The following is a 15,733-nucleotide window of genomic DNA, read 5'->3' on the forward strand; positions in this document are numbered from 1 at the left end:
TTTCTTCTTACAGTCAGAAATACTCTAATACTATTATAATTTACTTAAATAAGATATAGGTTAAAAACATATTATTATGTTATATATCCCATTATATAACTCTTCAAAGCTTTTTCTCCAATAGTTAAAGCTTATTGAAATATTATAAATTATAGTATTTAATTTCAATAAAGTAAGTTACCTTCTAAATGCCTTATTCCATAAAGAGCACAACAACAAAACCTAAATATAATTAGGTAAATTAAAACTCATTATAAAATATATTAATTATTAAATTAAAATTAATATTAGCAAATAGCTGGTTTCATAACTTACTTCCTCCTCTTGGCGTTTTTTTTATTATACCATTTTTAATATATTATGTAAATACATTTAAAAACTGTATCAACATAGCTATTTAAATCCACCAATTTAAGACCTATACTATGATTTTCTGTGCATTTTCATGGGTATCATCATATTCTTCTCTAAGTAGTGAACACATATATCTATCAACTAGTTTCCCCTTATTTTTAACACTTTTTCTCATTAATCCTTCTACTTGAAATCCTAAACTGGTTAATAAAGCTAAAGAGCCTGTATTCTCCTTTTGTAAAGTTGCATATATCCTAGCTAACTTTAGTTCCTGAAATGCATACCTAATAAGCATTTGTGCTGCTTCTTTGGTATAACCCTTATTCCAAAATTTTTTTCTTATCCAATATCCAATTTCTCCATTTTCATATTGATAATTAATATTACTTAAGGAAACAACTCCTATAAAGTCATCTGTATTTCTATTGAAAATACCCAGTTCAATGCAAGAATCATCTTTTATAGAATTTAAGTACTTTATATAGCTTTCAGCATCTTCTAAAGTATATGGGTATGGAACTTCATGCATATATCTTGTCTGATCAAAATCATTTATGTTTTCTTGAAGGGTTTTTGCACTAACTTTGGTTGTAAGTGTTTCTAAATAAATTCTTTCACCTATTAACAAAAGCTTTCTCACAACAACTACTCCTTTTAAAATTATATTTTTAGGTAAATTACAACTTTACCTAATTATAACTCAATATATAAAAAGTTCAATGATAATTTTATAGGGTGAATAAAAATTCACCCTATAAGTCACTGTTATTTATTCTAAAAAACTAAGCTTCATTCTTATGAGCTATTTTTTCTTTCGTTCTTTGGTCAATTTCTTTCTTCAGCTCTCTTAAATAAGGAGAGAATTCCACCTTATCCGCACCATAAGTAAGTTGCAAGTCATATTCTAGCGGAATCCAAGTACTAATATCCGCCTCGTTATGCTGAATGACTGCTTCTAAATTGTCTAAAGCTTTATAAAGCTTTGCTTCATCAGTCTCAAGTTCATTCATTTCCTTTAAAAGTTCTGTGAATTCCTCACGATAAGGAGTATGGAAGGTTGCGATCCATTTGAAAAACATCTCATCCTCTTTTTCACTATCTTCTTCTTTCTTCTCAAATGTAGGAATATCACCAGTAAAGGCTTCACCTAAATCATGAATCAAACACATACGAATTACCTTGTTCATATCAATTTCTGGAAATTCATCACGCATTAATAATGCCATTAATGCAGTACGCCAGCTATGTTCTGCTACACTTTCATGGCGTCCGCTCGATGTCCATGAGTGCCTAGTATTGCATTTTAGTTTTTCTGCTACTGTTAATATTTCTAGAAATGTTGCTGTATTCATACGAAGGTCTCCCTAGAATTTTTATTTGTGGAATATTATAACAAATACATATAAATAAGACCACGCCTATTTGGCTAAAAGTAAATAAATGAAGTTAATTTAAATTATAGATTTCCTAAAATATAATGAAAAAGATCTAAAATATGGAACCTTATTAAGGTGTAGTTCACCTTATTTTATTTCCTTCTATTACTAAACCATTCAATTGTTACTTTTTCCACCTCTTTAGGAAGCTTTTTATTATATACCTCATCATATAGCCATGCCAATGTCTTATTATTTAAATATTTTTTCATTTCATCTTCTGCTTCTAACATTACAACTTTTATTAAACAAGGACATTTGGTATGTGTATCTGGCAAATTCTCTTTATCTAATAATATATTTTTTTGTCTAATTTCTGCACATTGAAAAAATGATTCAGTTCCTTCTACTGCTTCAACAACATCCCAAAATGTTATTTCTTCTGCACTACGAGCTAGCGCATAACCACCTTTTACACCTGGTATAGATTTTACAATTCCTGACTTACTTAATTTTGCATATACTTTTGATAAGTAAGTTTCTGAGATACCTTGAAATGTCGCCAAATCCTTTATTCCCACAGATTTACCTTCTTCTAAATTTACCATATATAATAAACAATGTATTGCATATTCTACTCCTACTGAAAATTTCATTTTTCATACTCCTTTGATATATATAGTCTTTTATTAATAATATCCTATTATTTATTCTTCTTCAAGATAATCATGTTCCATTAAATATGTACTCTCTTACAAAATATCTCCATTGACAAAAGGGAAAAAAAATTATATTCTTATTAAGGATAACTATTGTCCACGATAATTCTTATCCATAATCTATAAGAAAGAAGGAATGTGAAATGTTTACAGATAAATTTTTTGAGGTACTAAATCATGAAGGAGTAGTTTCTATTGTTACTTGTGCAAATAATACAGCTCATGTCGCTAATACATGGAACAGTTATTTAATTGTTGTAGAAGAAAATAAAATCTTAATTCCTGCAGCAGCTATGATTAAAACAGAAGAAAATATTAATGCTAACCCTAAAGTTAAATTGACTCTTGGTAGTAAAGAAGTAATGGGATACAAATATATGGGAACTGGATTTTTACTTGAAGGAACCGCCAAATTCCTAAAAGATGGAGATAACTTTAAGAAGATGAAAGAAAAATGCCCATTTCTTACAAGAACATTAGAAGTTACAGTTACCTCATGCAAACAAACACTGTAAAGAATATTAAACTCAATCAGAGAAACTATGCTAAGAAAAATAAGGCCTAGAATTAGTTCTAGGCCTTATTTTTTATATAATTTTACATCTTCTTTCTAACTTCTTAATTCAAAAATAAAAAAATGCTTCATACAAAATATTATCTAATTAAAATTGAACCTTTACCAAAACTAAATACTACCTGGGTTGTCAAATGAGCAATAGCTAACTATTGGCATTTTTTATCAAATAGAAATTAGTGTTTTACACCCTTTTCATAATAAATGCTACCCTCTGTTTGTCAAATATTCTCCTTTACTTTCACATGTAAATAGTTATGTATATACCTAGATGTGTTCTAAATTAGGTAAAAGTATAATTTTTTTTATTTTAATATATCAATTGACTTATAGACAATATAAGAAAAATATGAAGTAATTAGATTTTAACTTGTCATTTGAAAACCGAGCAATACTGTGAAATAGTTATCTGATATATAGTTTAAAAATATTCTTTTAGTATTAGTTTATTTTAGTCCAAATTAAACACTACACATATAAGTAATCCTATTTCACAAATCGAAAATAATTGAGCACAAAAATAAGTTTTATAGAAATCATCGGACTGTCGTTTTTCAAGTAAATATATAAAAAATATCATTAATGAAAATATAATTCCTATAATTAAACCAAATATGCCTTCATTTTTAAACGAAAACCAAATACCATTTTGTATTCCATATTTTGTAAAATAATAAGCAAATGTCGGAATGGCAATTATATTTGTTGGTATGAATACTTTCAATTTAATAAATTGTGAAATAAAAGCTAAAAAGAATATTGCACCTAGTATAGCAAGGAACAACAAGATATCTTTAAAAGGAAACCCTATAACTTTTCCTGCCTTTTCATTATTACTGCCCAAAACGATTTTCTCACAATAAATTGCTTTATGGGTATGGGTTAGATATCCTATTTTATAAAAATCATATTTACTTACACCAGATGAAAAGAAAAATTCAACCTCTTCTCCTGTAGACAGATAAACATAGTCTGTTGGGTCTTTGCTATAATGTTTTATTTCTACTACTTCCCCAGTGACATAATTTAGTTTTCCAGTTATTAATTGAGGAATATCAAGAAAGTTCGGTTTAAGAAAGTAAATTGTTATGCCCATAACGATTATAAACCAAATAACTTTCCATGGACTAACCTTACTTATATCCCATCTTTTTCTTTTAGAAAAACTTTCTAAATAATTATATCTATGTTTTTCTTTCGTTGCATTTTTTTAATGCCTAAAAGCCAATTAGAATTTAGTGCTATTATAAGTCCTATTATTAACCAGAATATGATTCCAATTATAAAAAAACATGTTTGAAACATCCTCATTCTTTTACCACCTTAAAATTTTCAATATATATTAGGGTTTATTCAATGTATATCGCTCTTATTTAATTGAATAATGTTCGTACTAATTTACAATTTTCATTTATAAATATAGTTATACAAACTTATTGTAACATAATTACAATATTTAGTTTGTTATATTAGAACTATGTTAGTGATAAAAGCTATCTGCCAGCTCTATTCTCTTAAGAATGTCCGTTAAATCGTCTGTATCAACTACATACATCGCACTCTCTTTAACTTTCGGTGAGCTGTTTATTGCGATAGAGCCTCCACAGTATTGAAAAATTGGAATATCTGTTGAACCATCACCTACAGCAATGCATTCTTCGGGTTTAATACTATTGTTACTACAAAAATCTTGTAAACACTCAATTTTTTGTTCCGCCCCAATATAATTAAGGATTTTTCCAGTAAATACTCCTTCAACTACTTCATAATCACTACCATAATAATAATCAAATCCCCAAATATCACATACAACTTTGGCTACTTGCTTTGGACCGACAGTAATAACAATACATTTAATATTTTGTTCATGTAATGCTTCAACTACACTCTTGATATTTTTTAAAGGTTTTGCAATCTCTAAAAAAGATTGAGCGATTTTACGTTCTTCAAGACCTAAAAGCAATTCTGATCTAAGGTAATCTGCTGATATATAGTCAAGCAGTCCTTTTTCTTCCTGTTCTTGAATGAGAGAGTGCTCTTTTTCTTTCCCATTTAAAATGCATGGCAACATAACGGAATGAATTTCTCTAATGAGAGTATCATCCAAGTCAAAACAAACAAGTTTCAAATTTTTCACTCTAAATACACCATCCTAAAATATAAGTTATACAATTGTAAACTTATTATAACATAATTACAATAATATGTATGACTATATATTAAAAAGCACCTCCTTTAAGAGATGCTTTAATTCAGTATCTATTAAAATTATTCATTAATATTGTTATGATATAGCCATACTTATAACTTCTAATTCCCATTGACCATTTTTATAGACCGCTTTATATTTTGGGAAAACTGCTCCTAAGTTGCCAAACCAGGAAGTAGATTCAACCACAGCTTTATTATTCTTAAATTGCTCTACTTTAATTGAAAGCATTGTTCCATTTAAAGTTCTTGACATCATGCCATTGTCATCAAATTCAAAAAGTGATTTATCATCTTTAACATCTTCATACCAATATACATTTTCTGTTAGACTTTTAAGTCCTTCAAGTACATCTTCCTTTGCCTTTTCTTCTATAAGTCCGTCTAATGTGTCTTTTTGTACAGCAATGAAGCCGTTTCCTCCATTCTCTATTTGAAAGGCTACACTCATAACTGCAACATACAATTTAACCCGTTTAACTTCTTCTTCAGTGTACTGACTATTATCATTCTGTATTGGGTTAGTAGTCTCCTTACAAATAGAAATATTTGTCTTTGTATGTGATACATATATAGCTACGGCTATAGCTCCAATAATGCATAGAGCTAAAATTCCTATAATAATTTTTTTCATTGATTTGACCCCTTTCATATATCTAATATTTAAACTTATACCATAAATAAATATAAATTATATACGAATTTAAAAGGTCACTAGTTCTCAATAGGTTACAATATAACTTCAAATCTTTTCTTCCGCGTTATTTATATTATTTTTTTCATCTTAATAAACTCAAACTCTCCACCATTTGTTTTTTGCATATATTTCTCTACAAACTGGAAGCCTATGTTCTCATATACTTTTATTGCTCGCTTATTAAATGAGACAACTGCCAACATAATATAATCTTTCTTATACTCAAATTCTTTTATCCCAAAGTTAATACCAGCAACTACAAATTCAGCCCCGATCCCTCTTCCAGTTAATTCAGGCTTTAGACCAAACCCTATCCACAGAATACCACCTTCAAAGTAGTATGAGTAATAAGCAATTAACTCACATTCATCATTAAGAACTGCGAAATAATGTCCTTCCCAATTATCTTCATTTAGAAATTCTTTTAAATCTTCTTCGTCAGCTATCATGTCATAGAATGAATATACTCCATTATATTTCCAATTATATGCAATCTCATTTGCATATTCTTTATTCATAGGAATAAAAACATAATTCAAAATATCCCCTCCTCCTTTGCAAATTGTTATATATTGTCTTAAAACGGTTAATTTGTAGTTTTAAGACTACAAACTTATTGTAACATAATTACAATAAAGTGTTTGTTCATATATAAAAAGCACCTCATTAAAGAGATGCTTAAGAATCAAATATAATTACCGTTTCTGTATAAAAGCATAATAAATAACTATTTTAAAATCCATTCATATATGCACTCTTGTCGTTCTCCCTCTAGATACAGTTCATTATATGGTGGCAAATCTACTATCTCTTTAAGTTTAAGTCCTGCTTTTTCGCAAGTTTTTCGAGATGGGTAGTTCTCTGGATTGCAAGTTATTATAAGTCTATTCATTCCATGTGCAATGGCTACATCTTTGATAATTTTACAAGCCTTTGAAGCATAATTATTTCCCCTATAGTTTTCTTCAACTCTATAACCAATATGACCACCATAATATAAATTTTCATTATACCCAATTCGTATATCAATAGCACCTATACTATCATCTGAATCATGTAGCGTAATTCTATATTTATATGCAGGTACATAACCTTTTTCCTTATTAGCTGGAGTTTTTTCAACAATTTTTAAATCAATCTCGCCATCAGTTAAGTAATCAAAATCTTTGAACTCAAACATCTATATTCCTCCTTTATTTTAATCAATTTTAGCCTTATGTATTATAAGATTATTAATGTTCCAATCATCAAAATTTCCATTTTTAACTCCAATCACTATAAAATAAGTTCATATTTTTGTACAATAGATACTTATATTTGATTTTATATCCTATATTGTAATATATTTTACAACATATATTAATATATTGTAAAAGAACAATTATATAAGAACGCACGGTTGGTATGTCTCTTGGTTATCATATTATTTATTTCAAATGCGACGTAAAAAACACTGTAAAATTCAAATTTGAATAATACAGTGTTTTAATGAATCGCTCGTCTTTTCAGTTGTTACGTTAAATAAGAATGGTGTAAATTAGTTCACCTCTATCACTTCAATCATTTTGAATTATTTTCTACTGCTGCTACTGCTTCAATTTCTACCAATTGATTTGTATATCCTAATACTGTAACTCCAAATAAGGTGCTTGGAACATCATGATCACCAAACTCTTTTATTATTTTTTCCCATGCAGTTACCAAATCTGACTGATTTTGAGATGCTACAAGAACTCTGGTATATACAACGTCTTCCAAAGTGGCCCCACAGTCCTTCAGTGCTTCCTTCAAATTCTCTACACAAAGTTTTGCCTGAAGCTCATAATCACTCAAATTAGGTACTTCTCCATCTCTATTAATGGGACATGCACCCGCCAAAAATAATAAGTCCATTCCTGAAGGTATACGTCCAGCATAAGCATAATCTACTGGAGCTAAATTTGTAGAATGAATTAATGATATTTTTTTATTCATTTTGACTCTCTCCTTTTGTTCTAATATATACGAGAATAATTAAAAATTCATTTTTAAAATGAATTTTATGTTCAATATCATTTTAAAGCTTCTATATTTTTTATGAAAGATAATAATCGTTTCTATATCATCTTTTATACAAAAGCTACCACCCATTACAAGAGTGGTAGCTTTTTACTAGTTATCTTTTTTATATACAATTTTCTTAATACTACTATGTGAAAGGAAGAATTCTTCAGCAAGATTGCTAATTGATTGCCCACCTATATATTGGTTTAATATCTTTGCATTTCTAGCTTTTATATAATCTCGGCTTTTAGATTTTTCACCCCATCTTTTTCTCTTTTCAGGAGGGGAAGGCACATATATATATTCACCTTGAATATACTTTTGAATTTCTTTAACTAAATCATCTGGTAATATTCTATCAATTCTTACATATTTCATAAAGCTCACTTCCTTAAATTTATTATTTAATTAAGGAAACAAAGCCTGTATATGTATGAATTTATTTATGAAAAGCGACTAAAATCTATCTCTGTGCAAATTGTCGCCCAAACTCATACTTACAGACTTTGCACAGAGTATTTTAAGCATTTTTCTATCCATGAGGTTAATATTCATGATATCACACTCCCTATTTATATTAAGTCAATTATATTATTTATTAAGACGATACGCAATTTTTTACTAATTTAACTTAATTAATGGTAATTATATTATTATATCATATTTACGCTGCCTTATATGGTTATTTTTGTAACAAAAATCAAATATCTTACTTCTTAACACTGTATTATTCAATTCTCAAAGAACATAATTTATTGTCTAGTTCGCATTTTCTACAAATTGCATAATATATTTGAATTACAAAACAAAAATACCGCATATTCATATTGAATAATACGGTATTTTACATACGTTATTTAATTAAATATTTGTTACGCTATTTAAGAATATTGAGATCTAAGAATTAATTTATTGCGCTGTTTTCATTGCTCTCATAGAGTTTAATACTGCAATTAGTGTTACACCTACATCACCAAATACAGCCTCCCACATAGTTCCTAATCCAAGAGCTACAAGTACTAATATTATTGCTTTAATACCTAAAGCAAAGACAATATTTTGCATAACTATTGCTCTTGTTTTCTTAGCTATTTTTATTGCAGATGCAATCTTTGAAGGTTCATCAGTCATTATTACAACGTCAGCAGCTTCTATTGCTGCATCTGAACCGACACCACCCATAGCTATCCCAATATCTGCTCTTGCTAAAACTGGAGCATCATTTATTCCATCACCAACAAATATTAACTTGCCTTTAGAGGATTTTTCTTTATCTAATGCTTCTACTTTTTCAACCTTTTGATCTGGTAATAACTCTGAATATACTTCATCTAACCCTAATTGCTTGGCAACTTTAGTTCCAACAACTTTATTATCTCCTGTAAGCATAACAGTTTTTCTAACACCAATTTCTTTTAAAGCTTTAATTGCCTTAGCTGAATCTTCTTTCACTTCATCTGAGATAACTATATATCCTGCATACTCTTTATTAACAGCAACATGCACTACAGTACCTATTGTTTCAACTTGTGCATAGGATATATTTTCTTTACTCATTAACTTGTAATTACCTGCTAAAACTTCTTTACCTAAAACAGTAGCTTTTATACCATGTCCTGAAATCTCTTCATAATTTTCAATTGATTCATTATCTATTTCCTTACTATATGCTTTAACAATAGAAGTTGCTATTGGATGATTAGAAAAGCTCTCAGCAAAGGCTGCATAAGTGATAAGTTCGTCCCTTGATACATTGCCTTGAGGTTGTATTTCTGTCACCTTAAATACACCCTTAGTTAATGTTCCAGTTTTATCAAATACTACAACTTCTACATTATTTAATGCCTCAAGGTAGTTTCCACCTTTAACAAGTATTCCATTTTTTGAAGCTCCACCTATACCACCAAAGAAACCAAGAGGAATAGATACAACTAAAGCACATGGGCAAGATACTACTAAAAAGGCTAATGCTCTATATATCCACTCTGAGAAGGTAGCTCCACTTATAAATAGTGGTGGTAATACAGCTAATGCTAATGCTGAGAAAACCACAGCAGGTGTATAATATCTTGCAAATTTTGTTATAAAGTTTTCTGTGGGAGCTTTTTTACTACTTGCATTTTGAACTAAATCAAGTATCTTAGCAATAGTAGAATCTCCAAATTCTTTTTCTACTTCTATAGTTAATAGTCCATTTTTATTAATAACTCCGCCTAGTACATTATCTCCTATTTCTACCTCTCTAGGAACTGATTCACCAGTAAGTGCAGAAGTATCTACCATAGAAATTCCTTCAATTACTTTACCATCTAGAGGAACCTTTTCCCCAGGTCTTACAACTATAATATCACCTATATTAACCTCTTCTGGTGATACCTTTTTAATATCACTACCAATTTTTAAGTTCGCAAAATCCGGCCTTATATCCATTAATTCTGCTATGGATTTTCTTGAGCGATTTACAGCCATACCTTGGAATATTTCACCTAATTGATAGAATAGCATAACTGCCACACCTTCTGGGAACTCACCAATAGCAAAAGCTCCTATAGTAGCTATACTCATAAGGAAGTTTTCATCAAAAATTTGACCTCCTCTAATATTTTTCAATGCTCTTAACACAACTTCTCCACCAACAAGGAGATAACTAACTAAAAACAATGATAACTCAACATAAAAATTAAATTTAAAAGCTGTAGCAATGGCAAAAATTGCTGCGCCAACTCCAAGTCTTACAAATTCCTTTTTGCTATTTTCATGCTCATGCTCATGATTATGATCATGGGATCTTTGCTTTCTGTTCTGATTTCCTTCTTCAGCATATACTTTTACATCAGGTTCAATCCTTTTAACAATTTGTTTAACTGATTCAATAATATTATCTTTATCGCTATTGTTTTCCACTTCTAGAATAAGTTTTTGAGCTACAAAATCAACTACAGCACTACTAACATTAGTAATATTTTGAGATTCTTTTTCAATTTTTGATGCGCAATTTGCACAGCATAACCCCTCAAGAATTATCACTAATTTGTTTGACTTTCCTACAGACTTTTCTTTAACTTTTACATGTGATTCTATTTTGTTTATTGACTCTATAGATGAAGCAATTAACTCATTAACTTTACTTATTTCTTCTAACTCCATAGTTAAAGTTTTAGTGACAAAATTTACTGATGCATTGGCAATTCCATCAATACTATTTAGTTTTGTCTCTATTTTTGATGCACAATGTGCGCAGTCTAACCCTTCCAAAATGAATTGCTTTCTTACTTTTCCAGGGTTTTTCTTTGTCGTTGTTCTCAATTCCATAATAGTATTTGATTTATTATTTGATTGAGATTTTATTTGTAATGATTTATCTTCTTTAACGTTAGGTTTTAAAACTTTATTACTCATTCCCATGCCCCCTAAATTCTTTATTTCTCATATAAATGTTCTAATCCTTGATCAAATATCCCCTTAACATGATCATCATCTAAGGAATAGTATACAACCTTACCTTCTTTTCTATTCTTAACCAACCTAGTTTGTTTAAGAACTCTCAACTGATGGGATATTGCTGATTGATTCATTCCAAGTAGTGCCGCAATATCACAAACACACATTTCTGCTTGGAATAATGCACAAATTATTTTTATTCTTGTACTATCTCCAAAAACCTTAAATAAATCTGCTAATTCATATAAATCTTCTTCATCTGGAATAGTTTCCTTTACTCTCTTAATCACATCTTCATGGATAGTATTACAATTACAGGTACTAATTATTTCATTTTCGTTATTCATTTATATATCACCTCATTAGAATGTATGCACACATGTTCATATGTTTATATATTCAGTATATGTATCTTCTTCATATTTGTCAAATATTTTTATTATAATTTTAAAAATATTTTTAAATATTTATTAAAATAAAAGAGGCTGTATATTTATGTTATATGAAAGATTTCTAATACAGCATTATTCAATTTATAAAGATCATATTTACTAATTGATTTGCATTATCTGCAAATTTAATAATATATCTAAATTGAGAAATAAAAAACTACCGTAAAATTCAATTCTGAATAATACGGTAGTTTAGCAAATCATAAAAATACTATATATCCTTTAAAGAAGATACCCTTGGTAGTATAGAGCGACCATTCCACCTATCGCCAATGCCCAAGTCTTTTGGGGTGACATTTTGGTAGCTTCCATTGATGCCTTGTATATGTATGCCACCATCGTTGTTAATGGTAACAATGGCATATAGCCCCTCATTATATAATACTAAGTCTTTTAAAAAGGGGTAATCTTCATGTATTTCCTTTGAGTAAGGGAAATGCTCATATTCAGGCCCAACCCATATATATGACATAGCATTAAGACCAAAGTAATATGTTTGTCCTATTTTTTCAAGAGAATCTCCATGGTCATGACCATTTACGCATAAAAGTACCTTTTTTCCTGTATCATTTATTCTGTTTATCAAATCTCTAACTTCACCCTTGTTATATACTCCTCTTTTAGCAAATTCATTTTCAAAACTATGGTGTGAAAAAATAATATAATACTCACTATCATCATTGAACTGCTCCTCCAGCCAATTAAATTCATAATCTGGAAGAATTGGATATATGTCCTGTGTTTTATCATAGTTTCTCTTACAATATGGTATATATCCATTATCAGTTTTTATAAAACATGTATCTAATACAATGAACTTAATCTTGTCCATTTTAAATGAATAATAACTATTGTCCATTTTTAAAAACTTCATAACTTCTTCTCTTGGGAATGAATCAGAATCATGATTACCAATGGTATGATAATAAGGCTTCCCTATACTATCAAGGATATCAAGTAAAAATCGATTTTCTTCTTTAGGCACACAAAAATCCCCAAGTTGGATAACAAAATCTATATCTAGATTTTTTACATTGGTAATGAAGTTTTCAAGCCTTTCATAACCATCATGGATATGATCATAATGTAAATCAGTAAATACTGCAAATTTAACGCTATCCATCAATATACCTCTTCTCATAGTTAATATAAAATTTCTAAATATAAATTAAGAAATTTAACCTTATTTTATTCATTAAAATAAAGGAATTATGTTTTATATTAAATATGGTAAAACTTCTGTATACTCTAAATCGAGAGAATCATTTATAAAATCTCTTAAGAGCTTTAAATGACCCGCCCCATATAAAACTAATACACGATCGTCATCATTACAAATATGCTTTAAGTTAGAAAAAATGTGAAGATTTCTTTTATACCATGAAGCAACGAAGTCAATCCCTATAGAATCATCTCCTATTTCAATATCATTAAAAGGTAGGAAGGAGGTTACATGTTGGAACTCATTAAACTCTTTACTATTAAAAGATTTATATATATCTTCAATGGTTGTTTCTTCTGTAAATAATCCATAGTACTTATTTGCAAATTTCATAAATGACTCATTAAGATTTTTGTATAAAGCATGATTTTCTTTAGCTTTCTTAAATACAAGAGGTTGAGTCCAACCATCATAATAATCAATACCATATATATAATTTAATTTATTATATTTCGCTATATCAAAAGCAAATTTAATACGTTCATCTACGGCATCATTAATGCTATAATCTGCTCCTCTTATACCGATTTCAGCTAATTGCTTACTTAAATCCAAATTAGACTTATATAAAAATTCTTGAAAGAGTTTATTATATTGCCCCTCTTCACTAGGTCTTAGTTCAACACATAATTTATTTGGATTAAATTTAGATATTTTCTTTATAATTTCTTTTAATTCATTCTGGCGCTTGTCATCTTGAATTTTAATAATGCTAGTACTCTCTTCAGTTTTAAAATGAAATGTACCTAAAATCATAATTTTTGCTTTGTTCATATATCCTCCTTCATACCTCAATATAGAGTTATGTGATAATCACCAGGTGAAATTCCTTGCAATTATATATTTACAATTACTATACTTTAAATGTGTTTCTAAAATTTATATTTAAAATATTCCCTAATGAAGTTAGCCATAGGATTTTTTTCATCTTCATCTCCTATGTAGTCTAAATCCGAATCATAAAAATATAAATAAGCTATACTTTTTTTATCTTCAGATACTCCAATCATTCCAAAGGATTTAGGAAATTCTGTATTTGAAGTATCATTTTCGTCTACAACTCTAAAATCATAGCTTTTCAAAGAAAACTCATATTCTGGAATATAATATTTACTTTCATCAAAACTAGACTTAATTTTTTCATCTAAAAAAGTATATTGCTCATCTATTTTTTTCTTTTCACTCTCAAAGGTATTATCATCATATTTTACAATTAATGCAACAGAGTCAGATTCAAAAATCAATAGGGACTTATGTGTATATCTATATTTGATATCCTCATATTTAGGCAAGTCCTCTAGCTCTGGCATAATATCTTTCGAATTTGAATCGATTGTTTTCCCAGTGTTGAGATAATTATCAATTTTTGAACTTGAATTACTACAACCAGTAATACAAAGAATAAACGTAATTATCATGACAATTAAATATTTTTTTCTCATTTAAAATCACCTCTTTAAAAATAAATAGTCCTGAATTCTTAAAATGTCATTTGCTAAATTTTAGTTCCTAAAACTTACAATTCATTACATATAGCATAAAGGTAGCCAATTTATCCCATGACTATTAATTTTTAATACTCCATCTCCTTCAAAGTGGAACAAAGAACTCCATTCATTATAACATAATTAGTATAAATTGTATATTAAAGCAAAAATGACCTTGATTTTTAATCAAAGCCATTAAATAATTTATTCTTTAAGTATCCCAACTTTAGGTAATTTATCAAGTTTAGTCATTACATGACAAGCCTTAAATTCACTGGTTAAATCTTGACCTGCAGTATTACCAAAGTGTTTTCCACCTGCCCACTCTGCTACCTTACTCACATCATATACTATACCTTCAATTGCCACATAAACAGGTTTCCCATTACTTCCATCAAACTGTGCTAATTCATCTAATGTAAATTCTTTCTGTTGTCTAGAGTAATTATGTCCTATAAGTTCTTCAATAGTTTTTAAATCAAAATAAAGTGCCATATATACCTCTAAAATATTTATATATATATATCATATGATTATAATAGAAAGTTGTTCAATTAATTAATGTTATAAACTTGAAACTAATCCCCTTATATACTTTTATTGCTTATTTATCTAATGAAATAACCGTAGATATTTACTTATGGAAATCATTTCTACAAACAATATTTGAATAATAATTAGCTTATTACGAATAATAATTTTTGTATCATAAAACTATTTTAAGGAGGACTATATAATGGGAATAGTAACTAATTCAACAGACAAATTTCAACCATGTATTGATGAATGTAACAAATGTGCACAGGCATGTCATGAGTGCTTTACAGCATGTTTAAATGAGCCAGATGTTGCAGCAAGAAAGAAATGTATAAGCATTCTTACTGAATGTGCATGTATGTGCCAAATGTCATCAGCAATGATGTCTATGAATGGCCAATTTACAAAAGAACACTGTCAACTTTGTGCTACTGTTTGTGATAAATGTGCTCAAGAATGTGAAATGTTTAAAGATGACCATTGTCAAAAATGTGCTCAAGAATGTAAAAAATGTGCTACTGAATGTAGAAACATGGCTAGTATGTAATAACCCATAATATAGAAGCCAATAGTGTTATACTACTGGCTTTTGTACTATTTTAAATTACCTTTAGGGTAAAAGT

The 15,733-nt window shown here is 28.8% G+C and carries 19 protein-coding genes; 2 read left to right on the forward strand and 17 right to left on the reverse strand.

The genetic code is table 11. The features are described 5' to 3' along the window. Window positions 1–418 precede the first annotated feature (418 nt). The 3 genes from B3Z56_RS12065 to B3Z56_RS12075 all read right to left on the reverse strand — a co-directional run bounded on the left by B3Z56_RS12065 (window position 419) and on the right by B3Z56_RS12075 (window position 2,386). Window positions 419–994 carry a GNAT family N-acetyltransferase gene (locus tag B3Z56_RS12065; protein WP_346878846.1) on the reverse strand — a complete coding sequence of 192 codons (576 nt, stop codon included), beginning with the start codon at window positions 992–994 and terminating at the stop codon, window positions 419–421. A 142-nt stretch (window positions 995–1,136) separates the two neighbouring features. After that, window positions 1,137–1,706: an HD domain-containing protein gene (locus B3Z56_RS12070; RefSeq protein ID WP_346878847.1), complete on the reverse strand. Its 570-nt coding sequence runs from the start codon at window positions 1,704–1,706 to the stop codon at window positions 1,137–1,139. A gap of 176 nt (window positions 1,707–1,882) precedes the next feature. Continuing rightward, entirely contained in the window at window positions 1,883–2,386 is a 504-nt protein-coding gene (locus tag B3Z56_RS12075; RefSeq protein ID WP_346876717.1) for an Rrf2 family transcriptional regulator, read from the reverse strand. A 206-nt stretch (window positions 2,387–2,592) separates the two neighbouring features. Between B3Z56_RS12075 and B3Z56_RS12080 the strand changes: the two genes are divergently transcribed. Continuing rightward, window positions 2,593–2,964, forward strand: a complete 372-nt coding sequence (locus B3Z56_RS12080) for a pyridoxamine 5'-phosphate oxidase family protein (RefSeq protein ID WP_346876718.1) — start codon at window positions 2,593–2,595, stop codon at window positions 2,962–2,964. Window positions 2,965–3,474: 510 nt separating this feature from the next. On the opposite strand, the gene B3Z56_RS12085 is transcribed toward B3Z56_RS12080, so the two are convergent. The 14 genes from B3Z56_RS12085 to B3Z56_RS12150 all read right to left on the reverse strand — a co-directional run bounded on the left by B3Z56_RS12085 (window position 3,475) and on the right by B3Z56_RS12150 (window position 15,068). Further along, window positions 3,475–4,119, reverse strand: a complete 645-nt coding sequence (locus B3Z56_RS12085; protein WP_346878848.1) for a hypothetical protein — start codon at window positions 4,117–4,119, stop codon at window positions 3,475–3,477. Between the two features lie 74 nt (window positions 4,120–4,193). Then, window positions 4,194–4,334 (reverse strand): hypothetical protein, encoded by a 141-nt coding sequence (locus B3Z56_RS12090; protein ID WP_346878849.1) that lies wholly within the window; start codon window positions 4,332–4,334, stop codon window positions 4,194–4,196. Window positions 4,335–4,503: 169 nt separating this feature from the next. Then, window positions 4,504–5,160 carry an HAD family phosphatase gene (locus tag B3Z56_RS12095; RefSeq protein ID WP_346846887.1) on the reverse strand — a complete coding sequence of 219 codons (657 nt, stop codon included), beginning with the start codon at window positions 5,158–5,160 and terminating at the stop codon, window positions 4,504–4,506. Between the two features lie 147 nt (window positions 5,161–5,307). Continuing rightward, window positions 5,308–5,865, reverse strand: a complete 558-nt coding sequence (locus B3Z56_RS12100) for a hypothetical protein (RefSeq protein ID WP_346878850.1) — start codon at window positions 5,863–5,865, stop codon at window positions 5,308–5,310. 131 nt (window positions 5,866–5,996) lie between these two features. Further along, window positions 5,997–6,467, reverse strand: coding sequence for a GNAT family N-acetyltransferase (locus B3Z56_RS12105; RefSeq protein ID WP_346878851.1), 471 nt, complete (start codon window positions 6,465–6,467; stop codon window positions 5,997–5,999). A 188-nt stretch (window positions 6,468–6,655) separates the two neighbouring features. Further along, window positions 6,656–7,108 carry a GNAT family N-acetyltransferase gene (locus B3Z56_RS12110; RefSeq protein WP_346878852.1) on the reverse strand — a complete coding sequence of 151 codons (453 nt, stop codon included), beginning with the start codon at window positions 7,106–7,108 and terminating at the stop codon, window positions 6,656–6,658. A gap of 380 nt (window positions 7,109–7,488) precedes the next feature. Continuing rightward, on the reverse strand, window positions 7,489–7,902 hold the full coding sequence (locus B3Z56_RS12115) for a RidA family protein (protein ID WP_346846883.1): 414 nt from the start codon (window positions 7,900–7,902) through the stop codon (window positions 7,489–7,491). A gap of 177 nt (window positions 7,903–8,079) precedes the next feature. After that, entirely contained in the window at window positions 8,080–8,349 is a 270-nt protein-coding gene (locus B3Z56_RS12120; RefSeq protein ID WP_346876724.1) for a CD3324 family protein, read from the reverse strand. Between the two features lie 531 nt (window positions 8,350–8,880). Next, window positions 8,881–11,283 (reverse strand): heavy metal translocating P-type ATPase, encoded by a 2,403-nt coding sequence (locus B3Z56_RS12125; protein WP_346878970.1) that lies wholly within the window; start codon window positions 11,281–11,283, stop codon window positions 8,881–8,883. A 107-nt stretch (window positions 11,284–11,390) separates the two neighbouring features. Continuing rightward, window positions 11,391–11,759, reverse strand: coding sequence for a metalloregulator ArsR/SmtB family transcription factor (locus B3Z56_RS12130; protein WP_346846881.1), 369 nt, complete (start codon window positions 11,757–11,759; stop codon window positions 11,391–11,393). Between the two features lie 316 nt (window positions 11,760–12,075). Further along, on the reverse strand, window positions 12,076–12,987 hold the full coding sequence (locus B3Z56_RS12135; protein WP_346876725.1) for a metallophosphoesterase family protein: 912 nt from the start codon (window positions 12,985–12,987) through the stop codon (window positions 12,076–12,078). A 93-nt stretch (window positions 12,988–13,080) separates the two neighbouring features. Next, on the reverse strand, window positions 13,081–13,860 hold the full coding sequence (locus B3Z56_RS12140) for a DUF5694 domain-containing protein (RefSeq protein ID WP_346876726.1): 780 nt from the start codon (window positions 13,858–13,860) through the stop codon (window positions 13,081–13,083). 98 nt (window positions 13,861–13,958) lie between these two features. Then, window positions 13,959–14,528, reverse strand: a complete 570-nt coding sequence (locus tag B3Z56_RS12145) for a hypothetical protein (protein WP_346846878.1) — start codon at window positions 14,526–14,528, stop codon at window positions 13,959–13,961. A gap of 249 nt (window positions 14,529–14,777) precedes the next feature. Continuing rightward, entirely contained in the window at window positions 14,778–15,068 is a 291-nt protein-coding gene (locus tag B3Z56_RS12150; protein WP_346846877.1) for a cytochrome b5 domain-containing protein, read from the reverse strand. A gap of 241 nt (window positions 15,069–15,309) precedes the next feature. On the opposite strand from B3Z56_RS12150, the gene B3Z56_RS12155 reads away from it, so the two are divergent. Next, a complete protein-coding gene (locus B3Z56_RS12155; protein WP_346846876.1) occupies window positions 15,310–15,657 on the forward strand; it encodes a four-helix bundle copper-binding protein in 348 nt (115 codons plus the stop codon). Window positions 15,658–15,733: the final 76 nt, after the last annotated feature.

It is taken from the genome of Clostridium sp. UBA7791, assembly GCF_002480755.1.
GTDB classification, from domain to species: domain Bacteria; phylum Bacillota; class Clostridia; order Clostridiales; family Clostridiaceae; genus Clostridium_J; species Clostridium_J sulfidigenes.